17 protein-coding genes are annotated in these 22,330 nt (G+C 60.3%); 6 read left to right on the top strand and 11 right to left on the bottom strand.

Going from position 1 to position 22,330, the window contains the following annotated elements:
- Position 1: 1 nt before the first annotated feature.
- From CLV89_RS12025 to CLV89_RS12040, 4 genes are read right to left on the bottom strand one after another with little or no spacing between them, the layout of a single operon-like run.
- Complete coding sequence (locus tag CLV89_RS12025) at positions 2–394, bottom strand: ExbD/TolR family protein (protein ID WP_106163907.1); 393 nt, start codon at positions 392–394, stop codon at positions 2–4.
- Positions 394–1,074: a MotA/TolQ/ExbB proton channel family protein gene (locus CLV89_RS12030; protein WP_106163908.1), complete on the bottom strand. Its 681-nt coding sequence runs from the start codon at positions 1,072–1,074 to the stop codon at positions 394–396. Before CLV89_RS12030 ends, CLV89_RS12025 begins: the two co-directional genes overlap by 1 nt.
- Positions 1,071–1,517, bottom strand: coding sequence for a hypothetical protein (locus CLV89_RS12035; RefSeq protein WP_106163909.1), 447 nt, complete (start codon positions 1,515–1,517; stop codon positions 1,071–1,073). Before CLV89_RS12035 ends, CLV89_RS12030 begins: the two co-directional genes overlap by 4 nt.
- Before the next feature lie 13 nt (positions 1,518–1,530).
- Positions 1,531–3,522, bottom strand: a complete 1,992-nt coding sequence (locus tag CLV89_RS12040) for a TonB-dependent receptor domain-containing protein (protein ID WP_106163940.1) — start codon at positions 3,520–3,522, stop codon at positions 1,531–1,533.
- Positions 3,523–3,776: 254 nt separating this feature from the next.
- On the opposite strand from CLV89_RS12040, the gene CLV89_RS12045 reads away from it, so the two are divergent.
- Genes CLV89_RS12045 through CLV89_RS12060 form a run of 4 tightly spaced genes read left to right on the top strand, consistent with a single transcriptional unit; the run spans position 3,777 to position 7,551 of the window.
- The gene (locus CLV89_RS12045) at positions 3,777–4,832 is read left to right on the top strand and encodes a hemin-degrading factor (RefSeq protein ID WP_106163910.1); all 1,056 of its coding nucleotides are present in this window, start codon (positions 3,777–3,779) and stop codon (positions 4,830–4,832) included.
- On the top strand, positions 4,832–5,680 hold the full coding sequence (locus CLV89_RS12050) for a heme/hemin ABC transporter substrate-binding protein (protein ID WP_106163911.1): 849 nt from the start codon (positions 4,832–4,834) through the stop codon (positions 5,678–5,680). Before CLV89_RS12045 ends, CLV89_RS12050 begins: the two co-directional genes overlap by 1 nt.
- Positions 5,681–5,683: 3 nt before the next feature.
- Positions 5,684–6,772: a FecCD family ABC transporter permease gene (locus tag CLV89_RS12055; RefSeq protein ID WP_106163912.1), complete on the top strand. Its 1,089-nt coding sequence runs from the start codon at positions 5,684–5,686 to the stop codon at positions 6,770–6,772.
- Entirely contained in the window at positions 6,769–7,551 is a 783-nt protein-coding gene (locus CLV89_RS12060; RefSeq protein WP_106163913.1) for a heme ABC transporter ATP-binding protein, read from the top strand. Before CLV89_RS12055 ends, CLV89_RS12060 begins: the two co-directional genes overlap by 4 nt.
- An 88-nt stretch (positions 7,552–7,639) precedes the next feature.
- Here CLV89_RS12060 and CLV89_RS12065 read toward each other — a convergent pair whose 3' ends face one another.
- The 5 genes from CLV89_RS12065 to CLV89_RS12085 all read right to left on the bottom strand — a co-directional run bounded on the left by CLV89_RS12065 (position 7,640) and on the right by CLV89_RS12085 (position 14,309).
- Positions 7,640–10,087 (bottom strand): ATP-binding protein, encoded by a 2,448-nt coding sequence (locus CLV89_RS12065; protein WP_106163941.1) that lies wholly within the window; start codon positions 10,085–10,087, stop codon positions 7,640–7,642.
- Between the two features lie 262 nt (positions 10,088–10,349).
- Positions 10,350–11,168: an ABC transporter ATP-binding protein gene (locus tag CLV89_RS12070; RefSeq protein WP_423837298.1), complete on the bottom strand. Its 819-nt coding sequence runs from the start codon at positions 11,166–11,168 to the stop codon at positions 10,350–10,352.
- Positions 11,165–12,214 (bottom strand): FecCD family ABC transporter permease, encoded by a 1,050-nt coding sequence (locus CLV89_RS12075; RefSeq protein WP_106163914.1) that lies wholly within the window; start codon positions 12,212–12,214, stop codon positions 11,165–11,167. The genes CLV89_RS12070 and CLV89_RS12075 overlap by 4 nt, the downstream gene beginning before the upstream one ends.
- Positions 12,211–13,188, bottom strand: a complete 978-nt coding sequence (locus tag CLV89_RS12080; protein ID WP_106163943.1) for a FecCD family ABC transporter permease — start codon at positions 13,186–13,188, stop codon at positions 12,211–12,213. Before CLV89_RS12080 ends, CLV89_RS12075 begins: the two co-directional genes overlap by 4 nt.
- 83 nt (positions 13,189–13,271) lie before the next feature.
- On the bottom strand, positions 13,272–14,309 hold the full coding sequence (locus CLV89_RS12085; RefSeq protein WP_106163915.1) for an iron-siderophore ABC transporter substrate-binding protein: 1,038 nt from the start codon (positions 14,307–14,309) through the stop codon (positions 13,272–13,274).
- A 343-nt stretch (positions 14,310–14,652) separates the two neighbouring features.
- Between CLV89_RS12085 and CLV89_RS12090 the strand changes: the two genes are divergently transcribed.
- The gene (locus CLV89_RS12090) at positions 14,653–16,752 is read left to right on the top strand and encodes a TonB-dependent siderophore receptor (RefSeq protein ID WP_106163916.1); all 2,100 of its coding nucleotides are present in this window, start codon (positions 14,653–14,655) and stop codon (positions 16,750–16,752) included.
- A gap of 41 nt (positions 16,753–16,793) precedes the next feature.
- Here the strand turns inward: CLV89_RS12090 and CLV89_RS12095 are convergent, their stop codons facing one another.
- Entirely contained in the window at positions 16,794–17,537 is a 744-nt protein-coding gene (locus tag CLV89_RS12095) for a helix-turn-helix domain-containing protein (protein WP_243394993.1), read from the bottom strand.
- Positions 17,538–18,091: 554 nt separating this feature from the next.
- Here CLV89_RS12095 and CLV89_RS12105 point away from each other — a divergent pair.
- Positions 18,092–18,877, top strand: a complete 786-nt coding sequence (locus CLV89_RS12105; RefSeq protein WP_106163919.1) for an EAL domain-containing protein — start codon at positions 18,092–18,094, stop codon at positions 18,875–18,877.
- 156 nt (positions 18,878–19,033) lie between these two features.
- Here the strand turns inward: CLV89_RS12105 and CLV89_RS12110 are convergent, their stop codons facing one another.
- The gene (locus CLV89_RS12110) at positions 19,034–22,318 is read right to left on the bottom strand and encodes a hypothetical protein (RefSeq protein WP_106163920.1); all 3,285 of its coding nucleotides are present in this window, start codon (positions 22,316–22,318) and stop codon (positions 19,034–19,036) included.
- Positions 22,319–22,330: the final 12 nt, after the last annotated feature.

The raw sequence follows: 22,330 nt of genomic DNA on the forward strand, positions 1-22,330 counted from the left end.
CCTACCCCAGCACCGTCACGGCCAGTTTCGGCTGCTGACGCAGAACCGCCAGTACATCGACCAACCGCTGAGAGGTCACCGTGCCAGCCAGACTGACCAGTACTTGGGTTTCTTCGGCGTCACGGTCTGACCTGAGAGAAACTAACCGCGCCTCTATCGCGTCAACCGCCACCACCTCACCGTTGAGGGAAATCTGGTCTGGCGTAAGTCTGAGAAACAGCGAGCGTGTCTCGCCCGATGTGCCCTGCCCGGCCTCCGCTGCCATCAGGTCAACGGTGCCGAACCGGGAAAATGTCGACGACAGCATAAAGAACAGCAGCAACAGAAAAATCACGTCGATCAGCGAGGTCATCGACAACCGCCGCGCATGCCGTTTGCTCAGTCGCAGTGCCATCAGGCCGCCTCGCGCGGGGTGTGCTGTGCCCCGCAGTCTGCATCCGGGGCGAAGGCCTGCCGCAGCGCCGTGTTGGCAAAGACGCGGTCCCGTTCAACCGCGCCGCTGAGCCAGCCGTGGACAGCCGCCACCGGCATCGCAACCGCAAGCCCCGCCGCAGTGGTCAGCAGTGCGACCCAGATGCCACCTGCAAGCACAGTGGGATCCACCGAGGTGCCCGCAGATTGCAGCCCCTGAAACGCCTCGATCATGCCCAGCACCGTGCCAAACAGGCCAATGAGGGGCGCGAGCTGTGCGACCATATCGAGAAAGCCCAGTCCGGTCTCAAGCCGCAGGAACAGTGCTTCGGCCTCTGCATCGCAGCGATCAGACACTGCAGAGGCATCATCAGCCGTAGTTCCACGCAACGCCCGTTTCACCGGCGCGACAAGGTAGCTTTGCGAGTCTGACAAGAGTGCCTCCGCAGTTTTGCAGTCGCCACGCTCATAGGCCGCGAGAGCCAGTTTGACGCGACGATGCCGCCCCACACCTGCGCGGCGGAACTGCCAGAATTTATAAAGCACCGTCGCCGCACTCACCACGGACAGGGCCAGCAGCAGGACAACCACGGGCCCACCGATCGCGACCACCTCCGCGAGCGACCCCAGCAGACCAGACCAGACATCAGACAGCTGCATCATCCCAGAAGCTCCACGTCGGTGCGGCTTTTGAGGTCTAGCCCCGTTTCGCAGAGCGCATTGCCGCCATCCGCGATGCAGCTGCTGGCACCATTGATCAGAACCCGGCCCACATCGGCGCAGGCCATATCGGGCAGATCGAACTGCCGGACCCGCGGACGCCCCGCTGGCAGGTCGCGAAAATCAAACAGCGTGAAGGTCATCACCCCTCCGGACTGGTCGAAGAGGACGGTCTCGTAGACCGCCTCCTCGATATCCGTGGCGTGGGTGTTCTGCGCGAGAAAGGACAAGCGACACGCGCTGCCTTGATCCTGAAGCGCGTTCAGTTCGATCTGAACACCCGACTGTGGCGGGGTATCCTCCGCCCCGGCTGCAGCTGCCCCCCCGAGGGAGGAAAGGACAGCTGCCGCAAGAGCAAAGGCATGGACCTGGCTCGGATTAGTCATGACATCTTCTCCTTTAGAAGGCTGCAGCCAGCGAGAGTTTGATATTACGGCCAGACGCGGCACGGGTCGCCAGATGCGGCGTGTACTGCTTGTCAAAGATGTTCTCGACACCCAGACGCAGCTCCGCCTCTTTCAGGAACCCGGTGTCGATGGCGTAGGTGGCGCGCAGATTGTGGACCGCATAGCCGGGCGTGCTGCGGATGTCCTTGGTCAGCACGGCTTCCCACGACAGATCCAGCGTGTCATTGAACTTCTTACCGACGGTGAGGCCAAGGCTGTTGGCGGGCATGCGGGTATAGTCGGCGGTGGTGCCGTCCACATAGGACCACTCGCCACTGGACATATTCGCATTCATGTCCACGTAGGCGCCGGAGCCATGGCTGTAGGACGCCTCGATCTCCACACCCTCGGTGTTTACACGGTCAACACTCGCGTAGTCGGTGCCCGACGTGTAGTCCCATAGCCGGGTCTGCCAGAGGTTCACCTTCGCCCGCAGCGTGTCGTCACCGCTGAACACCCCGACCTTGTCGTAGGAGGCGCCCAGTTCATAGGTCACGGCCTTCTCGCTCTGGGTCATGTATGTTGCGTAGGTGGCATAGTCGAAATCATCGAGGATCGGCAGGCCGGCGGTATAAGCCACCGAGCCAAACACGGCAAAACCACTGTCAAAGGCGTAGCGCGCGGAGATCCCGCCCATCAACTCGCTGTTGTCGAAGCTTTCGCCTGCGGTGACGTAGCTGCCGTCCGAGCTGGACCTGATGTCCTGTGTCTCGTAGCGCATCGCCGGGGTCAGGCTGAACCCATTGCCAAAGTCGATCTCGTCGATCGCAAACAGGGCGAACCGCTTGTCAGTACCGCCCGGCGCGGAGGAGGCATCGAGACGTTCCTTGTGGATGATCTCCCCGCCTGCCCGCAGATTGTGCTCCGCACCAAAGGCATTGAAAAGCGAGGTATTTTTCACCGTCAGCTTGGTGGTCTCATACCGATGGTCGGCGTTGAGCAGGCCAGAGCCGGTGCTGCCGACCTCATCCTGTTCGATATACTGATCAGCGTAGGACAGGGTCGCGGTCAGGTCGACCAGATCGTTGCCCAGCGGGTTGTAGGCATATTGCAGGCTGGTTGTTGTGGTCTCGGTATAGCGGTCCACATTGCCAAACGGGATGCTGGCGAAGGCGTCATAGGGCACGTCCTTCTCATCCGAGGTCGTCTGCGAATGCGAGAACGTCAGCGACTGGTTGGCGTTGTCGCCAAAGCTGTACCGCCCCTTCACCAGATAGGATGGCAGCTCGTAGCCGGTGTTGGCCACCTCGTTGCCATCGCCATCGGTATAGTTGCCCTGCTCGCGGTAGGTGTAGTTCAGCAGGAATTCCAGGTTCTCGGTCGGCTGCCAGCCAAGAATAGTAGAGCTGACGCTGGTGTTGGCGTTGCCGTAATACTCAAACGTTTGCCGACCGGAGAGGCCGATCTCGCCCTCGGTCAGATCAGCGGCGTCAATGGTCTGCAGGTTCACCACCCCACCGATCACGCCCGAGCCATACTCGTAGGACCCCACGGTGCCGCGGATCACCGAAACCTCGCGAAACAGGGCCGGGTCGGTATAGAGCTGGGTGCCGATGCGATAGAGCTCTTCGGACCCCATCGTCGCGCCATCAAGCTGGATCTGAACCTTCTGATTCGACCCGTAGGTGCCATCGGCACCATAGCCACGAATATTGATCCCCGCGCCGGTGGGCGTGCCAGCGTTCACCAGCGTCACGCCGGGAACGGAATCGATAAGTTCGGCAACACTTCCTGCCTGACGGTCCTGAATCTCCTCGGCGTTGATAACGGTTTCCGGCGTCGCGGTATCGGTTTGAACATCGCGCTTGTTGTTGCCAAGCACGAGCAGGCCGAGGAACCCGTCACCGTCATCCAGATCCTGTGCCGCACTGACGGTTGCAGTCACGGCCAGCGCCATGCCTGATGCAGAGCACAACAGTGCCCGGCGCATTTTGTTGATTTTCATGTCGTCCCCATAGGTCTGATGCAAGTCGATACCGCATGCTCGCCTTGGGGCTGGCTTGGTGTCTGGCGCGTTGAGTGGCCCGATTATTCTCTGTCATCAAGCCTTCGCACTTGCGGCGCCTAATTTAATTTACTATTTCTGTCAAGAAATATCCCGATGCGCATATGACTCTCTCGCACCGGATGTCAGCCTGATCGCCCCATCCCATGGGCGCACGCCAGCAGTATCCCCAGACACAAGAATCGAGGACCCTGATGGATCAGGACAGACCCACTTCGGCAGAAGACATTCGCACTCTGCGCGCCGAGAAAGCCTCTCTGCGCGCACGGGATTTCTGCGACACCTACGGCTTGGCAGAGGCGCAGCTTGTTGCGGCCTATACTGGCCAAGGATCGACACGACTGACGGCACATCCTGATGCGCTGATGCCACGCATCGAACGGCTGGGCGAAGTGATGGCGCTGACGCGGAACGCCTCCTGCGTGCATGAGCGCGTTGGCACCTATGGCAATTACAAAAGCGGCCCGCATGCGGCGATGATCCTGCAACCGGAAATCGACCTGCGGCTATTCCCATCCCATTGGGTCAGCGCCTTTGCGGTGGAGACCGAGACCGACGCGGGCGTAAAACGCTCGATCCAGGTCTTTGATGCGGCGGGTGATGCGGTGCACAAGATCCACCTGCGTGACACCTCAAACCACGCGGCCTGGGCAGAAGTGATCGCCGAACTGGCCAATGGCGACAGCTCCGACACGCTGGAGGTCGCGCCCCGCAAGCCGGCCGAGACCCCGAAGGTCAACCATGACAAGCTGGACCTGCTGCGCAGCGAATGGTCCAAGATGACCGACACCCATCAGTTCCTGCGCCTGACCTCGAAGCTGAAGATGAACCGTCTGGGCGCATATCGCCACGTCGGCGCGCCCTATGTTGATCGCCTCGACACCGGCGCCGTGGACGCAGCCCTGCAGGCACTGGCGGGCAGCAGCACCGAGGTGATGCTGTTTGTCGGCAACCTCGGCTGCATCCAGATCCACGGCGGTGCAATCGAAACGCTGAAGGCGATGGGCCCGTGGCAAAACGTGATGGATCCGCGCTTCAACCTGCATCTGCGGCTGGACCATATTGCCGAGGTCTATGCGGTCAACAAACCGACCCAGCGCGGCCCCGCTCTGTCGCTGGAGGCCTTTGATGCCGAGGGGGGCATCATCCTGCAGATCTTTGGCCGCCGCACCGAAGAACTCGACAGCCGCCAGGCGTGGCAGGAAATCCTGTCCGCCCTGCCCCGCACTCAGCAAGAGGAGCTGGTCTGATGCGTCGTACGCTCCTCGCCGCCAGCCTGTCCGCCCTGCTCTGCTCTTCCCTTGCCGCACAGGCTGCGGATCGGGTGTTGTCCATCGGCGGCTCCGTCACTGAGATCATCTACGCGTTGGGCGCCGGTGACCGGCTGATTGCCCGGGACACCACCTCCACCTACCCAGAGGCCGCCAATGACCTGCCGGACGTCGGCTACATCCGCGCCTTGTCGCCCGAAGGGGTGCTGTCGGTGGACCCGGACCTTATCATCTCAGAAGCTGGCGCTGGCCCGGTGGAAACGCTGGAGGTGTTGACCCGTGCAGAAATTCCGTTTGTCGAAGTGCCCGATGGGTTTGATGGCGCGGGCATCCTCGCAAAGGTCGCAGCCGTTGGCACCGCGCTCGAGCTGGAAGAGGAAGCCGCCGAACTTGCCGAGGACCTGAGAACCGGGCTGGACGCGGTTGCCGCAAAGACCGCATCGCTGCCGGAATCGGAGCGCAAACGCGTGTTGTTCATCCTTTCCACCCGCGGCGGGCGCATCATGGCCTCGGGCACGCATACAGCCGCTGATGGCATCATCCGCATGGCCGGTGGCATCAATGCGCTGAGCGATTTCGAGGGCTACAAGCTGATGACCGATGAGGCCATATCCCGGGCAGCACCAGAGGTTATTCTGATGATGGATCGGGGCGGCGATCATGGTGCGCCCGATGCCGAATTGCTGGCCTTGCCTGCCATTGTCACCACCCCGGCGGCCAAGACCAAATCCGTTGTGCGGATGAATGGCCTCTATCTGCTAGGGTTCGGCCCACGCACAGCCGACGCCGCGATGGATCTCGCCCGCGCACTTTATGAAGGGTTGTGATCCATGGTCGCGTTAAGTGAACCCAGCCCTCACAACCTCACAGACCAGGCGCGCCCCCTTGACCGCCGCATCCTGGCGCGACGGCTTAGCGTCCTTCTGGTTGGCCTGCTCGCCATAGCCGTTGTGGTCAACCTCGCGCTGGGGGCTTCAGACATCTCGCTGTGGGGGGCGCTTGGCAAATTTCTCTCGGGCGAGGAGCTGACGACGCTGGAGCGCGTGGTCCTCTGGGACATTCGCCTGCCTCGGATCATCCTTTGCGTCTTGGTGGGCGCGGCGCTGGCGGTTTCGGGCGCGGTGATGCAGGGATTGTTTCGCAACCCTCTGGCGGACCCCGGACTGGTGGGCGTCGGGGCCGGAGCGGGACTGGGGGCGATCATCTCCATCGTTCTGGGCGGACTGTTGCCCGTTGGGCTGCAAAGCCTTTTTGGCAGCTATGTCACGCCCGTCGCAGCCTTTGTCGGTGGCTGGGGCAGCACTCTGGTCCTGTACAGAGTGTCCACGAGGGGCGGGCGCACTTCGGTTGCGACCATGTTACTGGCTGGGATTGCCCTTGGGGCACTGGCTGGCGCAGTTTCGGGTATCCTTGTCTACATGGCGGACGATCAGCAACTGCGTGACCTGACGTTCTGGTCAATGGGGTCGCTGGCGGGCGCGACATGGGAAAAATCCATGATCGCCGGTCCCGTGATCCTGCTGGCCATCGCGGGCTCAACCTGGCTGGCGCATGGTTTGAACTGCCTCGCACTGGGAGAAGCGGCGGCAGCGCATATGGGGATACCAGTTCAGCGCATGAAGAATGCTGCGATCTTCTCGGTGGCGGCGGCCACGGGGGTCGCGGTTGCTGCAACCGGAGGCATTGGCTTTGTCGGCATCGTGGTGCCGCATGTGCTGCGCCTGGCGACAGGTCCGGATCACGGCACATTGCTCCCGAATGCGGCATTGCTGGGCGGAGCACTTCTGTTGGGTGCAGACCTGATCAGCCGCACAATCATCGCGCCGGCGGAACTGCCCATCGGCATTGTCACGGCCGTCCTAGGGGCGCCGGTGTTCTTGTGGATCCTGCTGAAGCGTCGGGGGCTGGTGGATCAATGACCATGCACGCAGATCACATCAGCCTGACCATCGGCAAGAAGCAGATCCTCGACGACGTGTGCTTCACCGCACGCCCCGGAGAGGTCTCTGCCATCGTCGGCCCAAACGGATCCGGCAAGTCCACCCTGCTGAAAGCCATGGTGGGAGAGTTGCCCTGTGACGGCAAACTCACCCTGAACGGGCGCAGTTTGCAGGGCTATAAACCGTGGGAACTGTCAAGCCTACGCGGGGTCCTGCCACAAGCAACGACGCTGGCCTTTCCCTTTACCGTTCTGGAGGTTGTGCGCCTCGGCCTTGCCGCCGGGATCGACGCCAACCACCCTGATCGCCCGTTTGAAGCGCTCGCCCGTGTGGACCTCGACGGTTACGCCGGGCGCCTCTATCAGGAGCTTTCTGGCGGCGAGCAGCAACGCGTTCAGCTTGCCCGCGTCCTGGCGCAAGTTGGCCAGCCCCGGCGTGATGGTCATCCGTGCTGGCTGTTTCTCGACGAACCGGTCTCCAGTCTGGATATCGCACATCAGCTGACGGTGATGGATCTGGCGCGGGAGTTTGCGCAGGGCGGAGGCGGGGTGATTGCAGTGATGCACGACCTCAACCTGACCGCAATGTATGCCGACCATGTGCATGTGATGGCCGCAGGACACACTGCAGGTGCTGGCCCGGCTGCCGAGGTCCTCACCGACGCGCGACTGTCGGATGTTTACGGCTGCCCCCTGCGCACCGGGATCGTGCCGCCAGATGTGGGCGTATTTGTCCTGCCACAAACCGCAAGAGCATGATCTGAGCGCCCTGACACCGATGCCAAAGGCCCGCGCTTCACCACAGCGGGTCTTTGGTTTTTCGAAGCCCCAAGACCGCGCACCGCAATCAAGCCGACGCAACGTGAGACACGGTATCGCGCCCTGCCATCACCGAAGCCATGCAGCGCAGCAGATGCTGCTTGTTGATCGGCTTGGACAGGAAGGAGTTCATGCCAGCTGCCGCGCAGGCCTCCCTGTCGCTGGCAAAGGCATTGGCGGTCAGCGCCACTATGGGTGGTTGAAAGCTCTGCTCGTTGCGGATCAAACGCGTGGCCGTGAGCCCATCCATCACGGGCATGGACATATCCATCAGCACCACATCCGGCTGACAACTCGCGCAGAGCTCAACCGCCTCCAGTCCGTTCTGTGCCTCGATCAATTCAACCGACAGGTCAGAGAGATATTTGCGGATCAACAGACGATTTGTGCGATTGTCCTCCGCCAGGAGAACCTTGCTGCCGCGAATGCGGTCTAGATCGGGTTCCAACCTGGCCGCGGGTGCCTCCAGCTCGCCCACCGGCGGTTTGCACTGGACATGAAGTGAAAAGCAGCTGCCCTCGCCCGGCCGAGAGCACACAGTGATGTCGCCCCCCATCTGACTGGCCAGATGGCGGGAAATCGTAAGACCGAGTCCGGTACCACCAAACGCACGCGTCGTCGCTGCATCCGCTTGTGAGAACCGCTCAAAAATATTGCGCAACTGAAGTTGCGACAGCCCAATCCCGGTATCGTCGACATCAATGGTCAACGCATAGGGGTTGCCCTTGGCACGCATCACGCGGACATCGATCCGCCCGGAAGAGGTGAATTTGACGGCGTTCCCGACAAGGTTCACGAGGATTTGCCGCAACCGACCATCGTCCGTGCGCACCCGGTCCGGCAGGTCGGGCGCATAGTCGACGTTCAGCAAAAGCCCCTTGTCCTGCGCGACAGGCCGCAACAAGTCGACGGCGCTTTCGACACATGTTTCAAGGTTGAAATCCACATCTGTCAGCGACAGCTTTCCCGACTCGAGACGAGACAAATCAAGGATATCATTGATAATCTTCAGAAGCGCCTTGGACGACGTGCGAATGATCTGCACGTATTGCTCTTCTTCTTCCGGCAAATCGGACTCCGACAGGAGATCAGCCATCCCGATGATACCGTTCATGGGCGTGCGGATTTCATGGCTCATGTTCGCAAGGAACTCGGACTTGGCGCGGTCTGCCTTTTCGGCGGCCAGCTTTGCATCGGCAAGCTCTGCCGCATTGCGTTTGGATGCGGTCACATCGCGTTCGATCCCGATCACCATGCGCAGTTCGCCAGTTTCATCCTGCACCGGCACAAGGTTTGTATCGACCCAGATTTTCTCGCCCGACTTGGTATAGTTCAGGATTTGCCGGTGCAGACGCTCACCGCGCGCGATATGTTCGGCGATCTCCCGAACCGTGGTCAGGTCGGTCTCCGCCCCGTTCAAAAGATCGCCCGGCCGCTGCCCCTTTGCCTCTTCGATGCTGTAGCCGGTCATTCGGGTAAAGGCGGCATTGACCCAAAAGATACAGCCGTCAGCTCCGGAAAGAATGATGCTGTCGGAGGCATTCTGAGCCACGGTCGACAGTTGCTCCAGCTCCACCTGCTTGTGCTGCAACTCCTGTTCGCGCGTGCGCAGTTTCTTGATCGCGCTGCGCCGGATAGCGGACAACCGGCAGGCCATATAGGTGGGAACGATGATCAGCACGCCAGCCGTGAGCAGGATCAAGCGCATAGGCCACAGAGTATGCGGCTCACTGGACCAGCCACCGCGCGGGGTCGCTGCCATTTGCCAGGTTCCCGTCGGCAGGGCGATATCCATCAGAACGGCATCACGCTCAAAAATCGCCTCATCTCCGTAAAAGACGTCGCCTTGCTCTCCCATGCCATCACGTCCAGCCAAGGCGATATCGAGTGTCGCGCTTGCGTCGGTCAACCCGGCCTCTGCATAGACAATCTGCGCATCCACAACCGTTGAAACGATGCCCCAGAAGCGCCGTTCCTCGCCTTCATCGACAAAGATCGGAAAACGACCGATGAACCCGCGCCCCCCCTGAACCAGCTCGACAGGGCCTGCCAGTACCACATTGTCAATGTCGCGCGCACGCAGTGCGGCTTCTCTTTGGGCATCGTTTTGATTGTAGTCCAAGCCGAGGGCGGCCTTGTTGCGTTCATAAGGATAGACCATCGTCACCACGAGATCTGGCGCAACCGCGATGTTCAGGATTTCTGGCATGTCGCCGACAGCGATGGAGGCGATCTCGCTGAAACGCTCCTGTGACATGGTCCGATCAAGCGCCAGAACGGCCACCAGTCCCTTGATCAGCTGGAGGTCGGCATTCAGATGCCCTTCAAGGCGAGATCGGATCAAACCGGCCTCGCTCTGCACGTCCGCGCGCAGGCTCTGTTGGTGGATCGTCCGGTTCTGTTGCTCTGCGAAAATCAGCGCGACAATGACCACAAGCAAAGCGATCAATGTTGGCAGATAGGTTCGATTCACCACAGCCAAACCGGCTACTCGGCCCCAATGGCGCACCGCTTATGCCTCCGTGTCATAACAGGATCCTCAACAAGATGACTGGCTACATTGTCGCAGCTAAAACTTCCCGGATCGTTAACCCACAATCATTCCGGCGCCTGCCCTGAAGACATGCGAATCTTTGAAAGATTGAAATCTATTGAGCAGGAAACGCAAGAGGTTGATCGGCATCACGCGCAACGGGGGCGCAACGCCATGCCAATGCAACCCTAGACCGCGCGGGCGTTCACTGATCCCGGAGGACGCAATGACGCCCGATCGGAAGCATCATCGGCGCACCTGAGACCGGGTCCGAAACGACCTGACACGTCAGCCCGAACACCCGGCCAACCATTTGCGGCGTCAGCACATCAGACGGGTGCCCCATTGCTTCAAGCCGACCGGCCACCATCGCCGCGAGCCAATCGCAATAGCGCGCAGCAAGGTTCAGGTCGTGCAACACCATGACGATGGTCGTGCCGCGCGTGCGATTGAGATCCACGAGAAGGTCAAGAACCTCGATCTGGTGATTGATATCGAGAAACGTTGTCGGCTCGTCCAGCAGCAGGATGCTGGTTTCCTGCGCAAGTGCCATCGCGATCCAGACCCGCTGGCGCTGCCCTCCAGACAGTTCGTCAACATCGCGATCCGCAAGGTCGGCGATGCCCATGGCCTCCAGCGCCGTGGCGACGGCAGCGTCATCCTCCGCCGACCACCTTGCCCATACCCCCTGATGCGGGTGGCGCCCACGGCCAACTAGGTCCAGCACCGAGATACCATCCGGCGCAACCGGGCTTTGTGGCAACAGACCCATAGCACGTGCCAATTCCTTTGGCGGCATGCGGTGGATCGATGCCCCGTCAAGCAGCACCTCGCCTTTGGAAGGTCGCAGCAGACGCGACAGGCTACGCAACAAGGTGGATTTGCCACAGGCGTTTGCACCGACAATTGCCGTGATCTGCCCCTCCGGCACGTTAAAATCCAGCCCCTCAAGTACGGCGCGGTCTCCGTATCGGGTCTCCAGTCCGGTCGCGATCAGGGATTTCCGTCTCAGATGCTGGTTCAAGACAGCGCTCCTTTGCGGTGCATGCGAATGAGAAGATAGAGCAGATAGGGTGCCCCCAATGCGCCGGTGACAATCCCGACCGGGTAACGCGACGGCAAGAGAAACTGCCCGGCATAATCGGCAGCGAGCACAAGCACGGCACCCGTCAGCGCAGACGTCATCAAGAGCGGACCACTGGCGCGTGTCATCCGCGAGGCAATCGGGCGAGACAGGAACGCAACAAAGGCGATCGGGCCACAGACGGCGGTGGCGACCGCGATCACCCCTACCGCCGACAGAACGACAAGCAAGCGGGTGCGCGCCACTGAGACCCCAATGGCCGCTGCGGCCTCATCCCCCATTTGGAGCGCACCGAGCGCCCGCCCCTGCAGCAGAAGTATGCCGCCGCAAATCCCCAGTGTCACGATCACCGGCACCGCCTGCATCAGTGTCGCGCCATTCAAGGTGCCGGTCAGCCAGCGCAGGGCTTCTTCCAGGCTCCAGGCCGGGGCTTTGGACAGCGTGTAGGCGGTGACACTCTGCAGCATCGCCGCGACGCCGATCCCGATCAGGATAAGCCGCCCGCCTGCCACGCCATCGCGCCACGCCAGCAGGTAGATCACCATGGCGACCACAAGCGCGGCCAGCACGGCAAACACAGAGACCAGCCCGCCGGATACTCCGAAAAAGACGATGGCAAAGACCGCTGCGGCCCCCGCTCCGGCGGAAATTCCGATGATATCAGGACTGGCAAGCGGATTTCGCAACAAGACCTGGAACGCCGCCCCGGCAAGGCCGAAGCTGAGGCCGCCAACCGCCCCGAGAACCGCCCGTGGCAGGCGCAGTTCACGCACCGTGAAACCGACTCCGGGCACCTCATGCCCCCATAGCACCCGGATCACATCAAGCGGCGCAGTCACGGATTGCCCGATGGCCAGCGTAACACACGCCAATGCCATCAAAACCGCGCCCAGCAACACGCAAAGGCGCCGCAGCTCTCGGCGACGGCGGTCGCGCTGCAGGCGGATGCTCTGGATCAATGGCGCAGGCGCTGCGAGGGTTTTCATAGCTCACGTATTCTCTTGCGGCGCACGATCGCAATGAAGACCGGCGCGCCGATAAAGGCGGTGACAACGCCAGCTTCCAGCTCTCCCGGACGGGCCAGGAAACGGCCCAGCACATCCGCCAGTGTGAGCAGGACTGCGCCACCCAGAGCGTTGAGCGGCAACAGGAGACGGTGATCGACGCCCGCAATCAATCGGCAGGCATGCGGGACCACAAGACCGACAAACCCGATCGGCCCGCAGATCGCCGTGGCTGCGGCACAGAGAAGAACTGCCCCCAGCGCCGCCATGAAACGCAGCCGGGCTACCCGTGTTCCAAGCACCGCTGCCGCCTCATCCCCAAGCGCAAGCATATTGAGCCCGCGCGCGCTGAGAAGCGACAGGAGCAGGCCCACGCCAAAGAAGGGCAACATCGGGCGGGTTGCCTCGAAGGTGGCACCGCCCACACCGCCGATCTGCCAAAGCTGAATTCCCCCGGCAATATCCCCGCGCGGCAGGATGATCGCGAGTGTCAGAGATGCGAGCGCGACCGATGTGGCGGCACCCGCCAATGCGAGCTTCAACGGGGTTGCGCCCCCGCGACCAAGGCTGCCAACAGCATAGACAAAGATCGCGGCAATTGCGGCGCCTGCGCTTGCCACCCAGAGGAAGCCAGTCAGCGACTGCATGTCGAACCACGCGACCGCAATCACAACAGCCATCGCAGCGCCTGCGTTGACGCCAAGAATGCCCGGATCGGCAAGTGGGTTCCGGGTAAGCCCCTGCATGACCGCTCCGGAAACGCCCAGCGCCGCCCCGGCCAGCGCCGCAAGGAGCGTTCGCGGCAAACGCATCTGAACAACGGCCTGCCCCAACGTCTCATTCCGCCCACTCAGACCACCCAGGACATCGCCCCAGCTCACGTCTCGGGCGCCGTAGCCCAATGACAGAAATGCCGAAACGCACAGCAGCGCCAGCAGCAGAGGGACCGCCCCCATCGCGCCGAGGTAGCGGCGAGACGAGGGCGGTGCGGGTACGTTTCGCCCCGTGCAGCCAGTGGTCGCTTCTTGGGCGGTCGATGTCATTCGGCGTTCCGCGCAGCCTCAGCGAGGCGGGAAACATAGGTCTCGAGAACCCAGTCGATGGCCAGCGGCGTCGGGTTGGCTCCGGTTCCCATCGGGTCATTGGCCATCAGCACCAGCGCATCATTCTCGATCACCGGCATGCGCGCGGTCAGGGGATTGTTCCTCAGGCTCTCCAAGAGGTCCTGCCCGCCGTAGGTCACGGCAATGTCGACGTCGGTAAAACTGTCGATCCGCTCCACGCTGATCTCGCCCGAGTACCGTCCCGCCTCAGTGGCATCGCGCACGCTTTGGGGGGAAATCATGCCGAGGTCTTCGAAGAACTGCACCCGCAGATCATTGGCCGAATAGAATCGAATGACGCTCAGATCACGTGCCCGCAGATGCGTGATGAACATCGCGCGTTTTCCGGCGATTTCCGGGTATTTGGCGGTGATCGCTGCGATCTTGTCCTCGATTTCGGCGACAAGTGCCTCCCCTTCCTGCGCCATTCCCATGGCGGTGGAGTTGAGGCGGATCACCTCACGCCAGCTGGTGGCCCAGGGCCCGACGCTATAGGCGACCACCGGAGCGATCTTGCTCAGCGTATCGTAATCGGACTGGCTGATGCCGGAATAGGCGGCGAGGATCAGATCGGGCTCGGTGGCGGCGACCGCTTCGAAGTCAATGCCATCGCCCTCGTCGAACAGCGGCGGCATGTCCGCATCCAGTTCGGCAAGCCTGTCTTCGACCCATGGGAAGACACCATTGTCGTCGTCATCCCCGAAGTTGACCTTGGCAAAGCCCACGGGCACCACACCAAGCGCCAACGGCACTTCGTGATTGCTCCAGCCGATCGCCGCGATACGGGTGGGTTTCTGCGTCACGACCGTGGTGCCCAGCGCGTGTTCCACAACGACCGGGAAGGTCTGCGCAGCGACGCTGGCGTCCTCCTGTGCCATGGCCGGGACGGCGCCAATAGCCGCGAGCGCTGCAAAGGCCAGCAGGACGCCGGAACGCCCCTGTTTCATACAACGACGGAACAGCTGAGACATCATGAACCTCCTCGACGCCAATGATCTCCATTCCCATTTCGAGTTTCACGATGCCCCTCACCGGTCAACCGAAGCAGGCAGGAAAATCAGGGCCAAACCGCCACCAAGGCGGAAACAACCAGAGAAACTGACCAAAAAAGTCGATTTTTACAATACGCGCCACCCTCCCGGCGGATAGGCAGCGGCGCGAACATACGCCCGGCCACAGCCACGCAACCACTTTCCCTCGGGTGAGCGCCGCCAGTCCCCCCGTGTGCTCTGTTCCCCTCGCCCGGTGGTCCTGGCTCTTGGACCATCAGACGAAGCCTCAGAAACAGAAAAACAATAACCAAATGGGACCTCTAGGATGACCCTTGAAACGCCAAACATCAAAGGCCGACGCCTGCGCGCCTTGATGGCAGGTTGCACGGCCCTGATCGCCGTTCCGAGCCTTGCCATCGCGCAAGCCGATGACGAGTTGATCGTGCTGGAACCGATCACGGTTCAAGCTCAGGACGACACGCAAACGCTGGTGGCAAGCGAAGTGACCTCCGGCTCCGGGCTTGCGACGGATGTGATGGACACCTCCGCCACAGTCTCGGTCGTAACCGCACGCGAAATCCAACAGCGCGGCGCCCAGACCATCGAGCAGGTGCTGAACTATACTGCAAGCGTGGTGACCGACTACTACGGCGCAGACAGTCGTTTCGACTACTTTAGAATCCGTGGTTTTGATGCCTACACCTATCGGGACGGGCTGCGGGTCGGCGCATCGTTCGGTGGGCTGCGCGAAGAGCCCTATGCGTTTGAACGGGTCGAGGTCGTGAAGGGCGGTAACTCCACCACCTTTGGCGTGTCAGATCCCGGTGGGTCGGTGAACTTTGTCACCAAGACGCCAAAACAGGGTCGCCACGGCGAGGCCTATTTGTCGTTCGGCTCATTCAACAGCAAAGAAGTCGGGTTTGACTTCGGCGACGATCTGAATGCAGACGGGACCCTCTCCTATCGTCTGGTTGGCCTGGTGCGCGACGCAGATGCCGAATGGGATTTTTCGCGTGATGACGAGACCTACCTGGGCGCAAGCATTGCCTGGCGTCCAACTGCGATGACCAGCCTCGTCTTTGCGGTGGATCGGCTGCACCGGGATGGCGTCCCGGGCGGTGGTGGCCATCCAATGGACACGGACTATGACGCCAGCCGCTATTTTGGCGAGCCTGATTTCAACTATCGTGGCGTTGATCGCACCACGGCCTCCCTCATGTTCAATCATGAGTTCGACAACGGGCTACAGCTGGGAGTGTCCGCGCGCTACACCGACAGCGCCTCCGACTACGGCTATGTCTATCTTGATGACCGCAGGAACATCGCGCCCGGCGCCAATGTGGTGGATCGTTTCCTGTTCGCCAACGATTCATCCGGCAATGACTTTGTCATAAATGCAAATCTTCAGTATGACGCCAGCTTCGGCGCCATCGAAAGCCGCACGCTGGTCGGTATCGAGTATTCCGACAGTAGCGACTACAATACCGCCTGGTGGTCCGCCGTCGACCCGATCGACCACACCAATTTCGCCTATACAGGCGGCGGCTATGACCTCGACAGCATCGCGCCCTACCAGGTGCGCCGTACAGATCAGACCACCAAAAGCGTATATCTGCAGGAAGAGCTGACCTTCAACGAGCAATGGATCGCAAACTTCGGCCTGCGCTACGACGAAGGTGAAACCACGCAGACCAACCTGCAGACCGGCGCCACGTCCAGCGGCGACTACGGCGAGACAACCCTGCGGGCGGGTCTCCTATACAAGGTCACGCCGGACCTGTCCGTCTACGGCAGCTATTCTGAATCCGTGGTCCCGGCGGGCCTTACTGTTGAACCGGAACGTGGTCGTCAGCTGGAGGCAGGCGTCAAATACCGTCCGGCCGGAGGGCGTGCCTTGCTGTCCGCCTCGATTTACGATCTGACCAAACACAACATGACGGTCACGAACCCGACCACCATGATGGATGAGACCATCGGCGAATCCAGCGTGCGCGGTCTCGATCTCGAAGCGAAGGTTGACCTCTACCGGAACTTCTCGATCATTGCAGGCTACTCGCACCTTGACTCCGAAATCGTCGATGACGGTGACGGCGGCAATGAAGGCAATGCACTGCAGTTTGTTCCCAGCAATGTCGGCTCGCTCTGGGTGAACTACACGCTGGAGGGCGCTGGCAATCGGGGCGACATGGTGTTCGGGCTTGGTGCGCGCTACACTGGCACGATGTGGTACGACAATGCCAACACACGCGAGGGAGACTCCTTCACAGTGGTCGATGCCTCGTTCTCCTACGACATCCGAGAGAATACCAACCTTCGCCTCAACGTCACCAACCTGTTTGACAAGAAACACGTTTCAGGTGGCATCGGCGCTAACTGGTATTCACCCGCACGTACCATCAGCGCCACCCTGACCCGTACTTGGTAAGCGTTGATATCCTTTAAGCTCGGCCCTGTCATAGGGCCGGGCTACACACCTTCGCGATCATTCAACAGCCGCCGCCAGCTTGCCGGCGTATGTCCGGAGACATCCCGAAACACCTTGGTGAAATGGGACTGGTCCGAAAACCCGAGCCGTGCCGCCACATCTGCCACGCTCAAATCCGTATCTCTCAGCAACCGTTGTGCGTTGCTCACCCTCCGGTTCTTCTGCCACCTGACAGGTGTCAGTCCAGTGGTGCTCTTGAAGACATGCGAGAACCAGCTTTCCGACAGGCCGACCAATTGCGCCATCTCAGAGATCGACATGCGCTGCCCACCGCGCTGATCAAATCCCTGTCGCAGCTTTCTCATCTGGTGCGCAGTCAATCGCCCGGCACTGGGTTTTGCCTTGGACAGCGCCGGAGAAAGCGCAGCAATCACCATCGCGCAAGACAGGCTTTCAAAGTAGAATTCATCATGCGCCGGATCGGAAATCTCCGACATCAACAGATGCGCAAGGGCCTCGACCTGAGGAGAGCCTTCGGTGCTGATTGTGCGGCTGAACATGTCATCAACCACATGCTCCCCCAGCGAGGGCGTCAACAATTGACGCAACCAGGCCGCTTCGAAATGCAGGTCCAGATGGCGGAATTCATGCGCCTTGCTGAAATAGCTGCTCAGTGACTGCCCTGCCGGAACGAACAGCGCCGTCGACAGCGACTGGCCACTCCGCGCTGCAGTGTCGTGACCCTCACTGATGCGCACGCAGGACATGTCATCGAGAAAGATCATCAATCGGGGCACATCCGACCAATACGACCCATGGGCCCCCACATCACTTCTGGCCTCCCAGTGTATCCCCAGCATCCGTGCACAACATCGCCAACGGGCCGGAACCGTGACCTCAATCCCTTCGGTCTTACCTTCGAAATTTTGCAGCAACCCCACCGCGGTCTCTCCACGCTCTGTCCAGATTGTCTGATGGCGAGGCTGTACCAGGGGCTCGAAACCGATTGCTATCGATCAAACCGTCCTCTGGGCATGGCGGGCTTTCAGGTAGATTTGATCCGCTGAATACATCTCACCAATGCAACTGTCCATCGGCCACCCGGCATTCATGCCGCCTGCCCATCGCAAGGTAGACTACCCGCAGATATGCGCCCGCCTGACACGCGGGCAAAACGCGCCGCTCATTGGCTTCGTTCAGCGGAGAGCCTCTGAGAAGACGCCCGGACCCTGTTCAAGCAAACCCAACCACCTCGGTCTGTTGCCGCTGCTCAAGCGCAACAAGAGTTTTTTCACAGTTTTCAGCTAGTGGTGATGGGAATGAGCGGAGTGAGAGACCCTTGGCTGATCTAGAAAAATGTAAGGCTTGTCGCAACGGCAACAGCTTTGAGATCCCGATTTCGATGGCGTTCCAGCCGATTGTTTCGGTCCGGTCGGGAAAGGTATTTGCCTATGAGGCGCTTGTACGGGGACAAGATGGTTCCAGCGCCGGGCAGGTGTTCGAGCAGGTGAACGATGACAACCTGTATGCCTTTGATCAGAAATGTCGAAAAACCGCGATTGAACATGCCAGTCGCCTAGATCTCGATGAAACCGGAGCGCTCCTGTCGATCAACTTCTTGCCCAACGCGGTTTACGACCCAAAGGCCTGCATTCGCCTGACTTTGGAAACGGCAAAGAAGACAGGCTTTCCACTTGCGCAGATCATGTTTGAGTTCACCGAGGTCGAGCGGATCTCCGTGCCTCATCTTCTGAACATTCTCAACACGTACCGCCGCCTCGGCTTTCTGACTGCGATTGACGATTTCGGAGCCGGATATGCCGGACTGGATTTGCTGTCCCGCTTTCAGCCAGATGTTGTGAAACTCGATGCGGAACTCACAAGAGACATCGACAGCTCAAGCGTCAAAAAGGTTATCGTGCGGCAAGTCGTGTCGATGCTGGAGCAACTTGGGATCATTGTTATTGCCGAAGGCATCGAAACTGAGGGCGAACTCTCGTGCCTATATGACCTTGGCGTTGACTTGATGCAGGGTTGGATCTTTTCAAAGCCACGCTTTGAAGGCCTGCCAGACATTCGCTGGCCGCGGGCATTTGTCGGCGCGGAAGCTAGTCGTTCCGCCTAATTCAGATGGCGTGCTGCGCAGGTGCCGGGTCGGAAACCGCACCATCGGCATAGCGCCCAGATTTTCAGTCTGATACGGCACGGCGCCAGGAGCGAAAGCCAACGCGACAGAGCGGCGCCTCGGTCCCTTGGTGAACCGGCGCCGCCCTTCAATTGGTCAGGTCTGGCCCGGAACCGGCAGGAGCCATTCACTGATAGACAACACGGTACGGCCAGCAGGTCCGGCATGCGACGTGATTGGCCCTGAGGCCTTGCCTGCCGTATCGGCCACCATCTGATAATTCAGGGTATAGAGCGTGTGCCACATATCGACCGCGATGCGCGCGGCGGGAACCTTGTTGGTTGTCACTATGGGTGTCATCTCGGAGCTTTTCGCCTTCTCTCCAAACCCATAAATCGCCACATTGTAGTCCGTAGGCGATTTACCGTTGCCGGTGTAGTAGAGGATGAAAATGTAGGTCATAGACTTGTTGCCGACGACGCACATGTCCAGATACACCTCTCCATCATTTGGAATTGGCAGAATGGATGTGGCCTCCCCCTTGTCATCCAGGAAGCACGGAACCGGGCGCCCCAACAGATCAAAGGCCTGCACGCGGCTTTCTGAAGTCTCCTGACTAAACACCTGGTCAAGGATCAATAGCGTGCCGTCGTATGAACAGCCCAACGCCACCGGACGGAACAGGAACCCCTCGCGATCAGCGATCAGGGCCTTGCCTGCATTGGTGTTGGCCACGGGCATATCCGCATCGGACTTGCCCGCTTGCTCAATATTCAAGATCATCACCTTGGCGGCCTGTTGGTTGACGGCAATAAGATGGCCAGAGGGATGCATGGCCGTATGATCCGGGAAAAACGGAAAGCGGCCATGTGACAGCAGGTTTGGATCCGGCAGCGTGCCGGGGGCAAAATCGCTGGTGCCAGACACATCAACCTTGCGCAGATGAAAGCCGCCCCCCTCGTCCAGCGACACGTCCTGCAGTCGTGGGTCCACGTAATAGCAGCCCAGATCGACATCCTCAGGGTCAGGCACCGGCCGGTCATTCTCCAGCACCCACTGACCGTCCTTCATCAGGAATTTTGGCGGAAACGGATCGTAGATCAGCTCAGATTGATAGGTGAATCCTGCCGTCATCCATTTCACATCAGACATAGGGCGGCCGGGTATATTTTGGCTTTGGAAAGCAAAAAGCTGCGTGTCAAAGCCCCCGCCTGTTGCGGGTGCGAGGCCAGTGCCCGCTGCCTTGAAGGACTGACCAAGAACAGCGTAGCGCTGCGATAACGCCAAGGCGACACATTCGGAAATCTCGTTTGCGTTCGAAGACGTCGACAGATCGGCCAGGGTGGAGACAGGCGCGGTCGCGGTGTCATTCCAGCTATATGCTTCATTCTCATAAGTCAGAATGGCGCTGTGTTTGAAGGTTGAGCTTGCAGTGATTGGGATCGGCAACTGCACAAGATAGAGCGTCATGTCTGCGGTTATGTCTTCTTCGTTCTTCAACCAGCCCGATTGGGCTTTGCCAGCCAACCAGCTGTCGATGTAGAAATCCGCCTCGATTTTGACCTCACCGCCCAACGTGTTGCCGTCAAAGGCAAACTGTATCTGGGCATCAGTGAAATTTGCGGGAATGTCGAAGACCTGGGAAACCGTTGGGCGACCTTGGTTTTTAAATATCATCTTCGCTTCACAGCGGCTCTTGGTGCCCGCCTGCCCTTGCGGCCAGGCCTGATGGCGTGGGTCGGGATGGACCGTGATGGTTGAGGTGATCTGTTCCGTAACCGTATTGGTGATGAACCAGGGCGAGGTGGCCACCTCGACGATCGTTTCGGCCAGCTGTGCAACACCTGTCGCGATATTGAGCGCCACAACGAGCCACCCTGAGAAGGGGATTTCGTCCTCGATTTCACCCTCGACGATGGTCGCCTCACACCAGGCGAGCGCCTTGGTCAGCCCCTGATTGAAGAGAATCGAACAGAGCGACGTAAGCGCCGTCCAATTCATTTTGTGATGCGCCGCTGAGGTGCCGAATTGCACACCAAAAAAACCCGCGCCCGCGGCAACTGCGGCTGCGATGACCTTTTTATCCTCCATGATTTTGTAAAGTGGCTTATAGCTCTGCGCGGCCACGGCAAATCCCATCAGAAATGCCGGGATTGCAAGGTTCACAAAACCGGTCATGACCCCGCCTGGCACGATCGCGTTACCATAGGGGATGTCGCCCGTGCCGAGGCCCACACCAAAGATCTTGGCCGAGGTGGCCTTGGCCGAAGGAAAGGTGATATCCACCCCGTCACCATAGTTCAGCTGGCCGGGGTCGGCGGTGATCGGGATCGCCATGAAATTATTGACCGCTGAGATCAAACCGAGACAGCGGTAGTTTTTGTTTTCAAAGGCGCTGATGCCCGGGATGCCACAATCAAAGTCCCAGTCGCTGATGTCGATCAGATTGTCATCAGCATCATAAAACGCGATGTAAGCGCCCAAGTAGCGGATGAAGGTGTTATCCATCTTCACGTTGATGGTGCGCGTGCTCGCATCCTTGATCGAGAGACTGGTTTGCAGCCCGTGCTGTTCCCCGCTGATGGTCAGCGCTGCGCTCCAGTTGTCGCCAGAGCCGCCCGCCCGCAAGGTCATCAGTTCCTGCGCCGCCGGCTGCGACGTGTCACTCAGATTGGCGCCAGCCCCGCCAGAGCCGCTTTGCACACTGTCGCCGGTCTGCTGCTGCCACTTCTTACCCTTGAGTTTGGGGTCATTTTTTGTCGCGATCATCATGGCGGTCATGACGTCGCCGGCCGCATCTATGATCGTTTGTGTCGGAACCTGCTGATAATGCGTGGACGTTCCGTTGGAGGTCGTCACCTTCATCGGCTTGAGCACGGCCCAGCCCTCGGGCGTTACCCCTTCCGGCGTTGGCGGGCCAGCGTGGGACATCGCCGTGGCAAGGTCGCTGACCATGCCCACAATCCGTTTCGAGTTCTGCTGATCCGTCATGAAGGCCATGACGATGGCAGCCACATCCGGGTCATGGGTGATGAGATCGGGGTGATGAAAGATCAGAGCAGCGGCGGTAGATGTCCAATTGATATGGTGGTGAACCGGCGCCTCTGGATCACCGCCAGCGGGCGGTTGCACAATACCGGAATGCGTGGACCCATGGCTGGCGTCGTCGGCCACGTCAAATGTGTTCAGTGAGTGTTTGATATGGACGCGCACGACCTGATTCCGCGGCAGCATCACGGGCTCGGATGTGAAGTGAGTCAACTTGTGATCGTCCACGCTGAGCAGATGCGGAGCGGCTTTGCGGGCCTCGGCCCGGCTCGCATCATCATGCGGCACAAGCTCGTAACTGCGGCCCGCGGCGTGCAGCCAATGGTCCTCGCCTGCATGAGCGTGGGACAGGTCTGCGTGGATGACGTGGTGTTGATGCTCGGTGGTGGCCATGTTCCGTCTCCG

The organism is Tritonibacter scottomollicae (genome assembly GCF_003003215.1).
Taxonomy (GTDB): domain Bacteria; phylum Pseudomonadota; class Alphaproteobacteria; order Rhodobacterales; family Rhodobacteraceae; genus Epibacterium; species Epibacterium scottomollicae.

Excerpts from the sequence above, each read along its gene's own strand:
- CLV89_RS12095 (WP_243394993.1), bottom strand. The coding sequence starts at position 17,537 with ATGATCTTTCTCGATGACATGTCCTGCGTGCGCATCAGTGAGGGTCAC.
- CLV89_RS12055 (WP_106163912.1), top strand. The coding sequence starts at position 5,684 with ATGGTCGCGTTAAGTGAACCCAGCCCTCACAACCTCACAGACCAGGCG.
- CLV89_RS12025 (WP_106163907.1), bottom strand. The coding sequence starts at position 394 with ATGGCACTGCGACTGAGCAAACGGCATGCGCGGCGGTTGTCGATGACC.
- CLV89_RS12085 (WP_106163915.1), bottom strand. The coding sequence starts at position 14,309 with ATGATGTCTCAGCTGTTCCGTCGTTGTATGAAACAGGGGCGTTCCGGC.
- CLV89_RS12080 (WP_106163943.1), bottom strand. The coding sequence starts at position 13,188 with ATGGGGGCGGTCCCTCTGCTGCTGGCGCTGCTGTGCGTTTCGGCATTT.
- CLV89_RS12090 (WP_106163916.1), top strand. The coding sequence starts at position 14,653 with ATGACCCTTGAAACGCCAAACATCAAAGGCCGACGCCTGCGCGCCTTG.
- CLV89_RS12075 (WP_106163914.1), bottom strand. The coding sequence starts at position 12,214 with ATGAAAACCCTCGCAGCGCCTGCGCCATTGATCCAGAGCATCCGCCTG.
- CLV89_RS12050 (WP_106163911.1), top strand. The coding sequence starts at position 4,832 with ATGCGTCGTACGCTCCTCGCCGCCAGCCTGTCCGCCCTGCTCTGCTCT.
- CLV89_RS12110 (WP_106163920.1), bottom strand. The coding sequence starts at position 22,318 with ATGGCCACCACCGAGCATCAACACCACGTCATCCACGCAGACCTGTCC.
- CLV89_RS12040 (WP_106163940.1), bottom strand. The coding sequence starts at position 3,522 with ATGAAAATCAACAAAATGCGCCGGGCACTGTTGTGCTCTGCATCAGGC.
- CLV89_RS12030 (WP_106163908.1), bottom strand. The coding sequence starts at position 1,074 with ATGATGCAGCTGTCTGATGTCTGGTCTGGTCTGCTGGGGTCGCTCGCG.
- CLV89_RS12060 (WP_106163913.1), top strand. The coding sequence starts at position 6,769 with ATGACCATGCACGCAGATCACATCAGCCTGACCATCGGCAAGAAGCAG.
- CLV89_RS12045 (WP_106163910.1), top strand. The coding sequence starts at position 3,777 with ATGGATCAGGACAGACCCACTTCGGCAGAAGACATTCGCACTCTGCGC.
- CLV89_RS12035 (WP_106163909.1), bottom strand. The coding sequence starts at position 1,517 with ATGACTAATCCGAGCCAGGTCCATGCCTTTGCTCTTGCGGCAGCTGTC.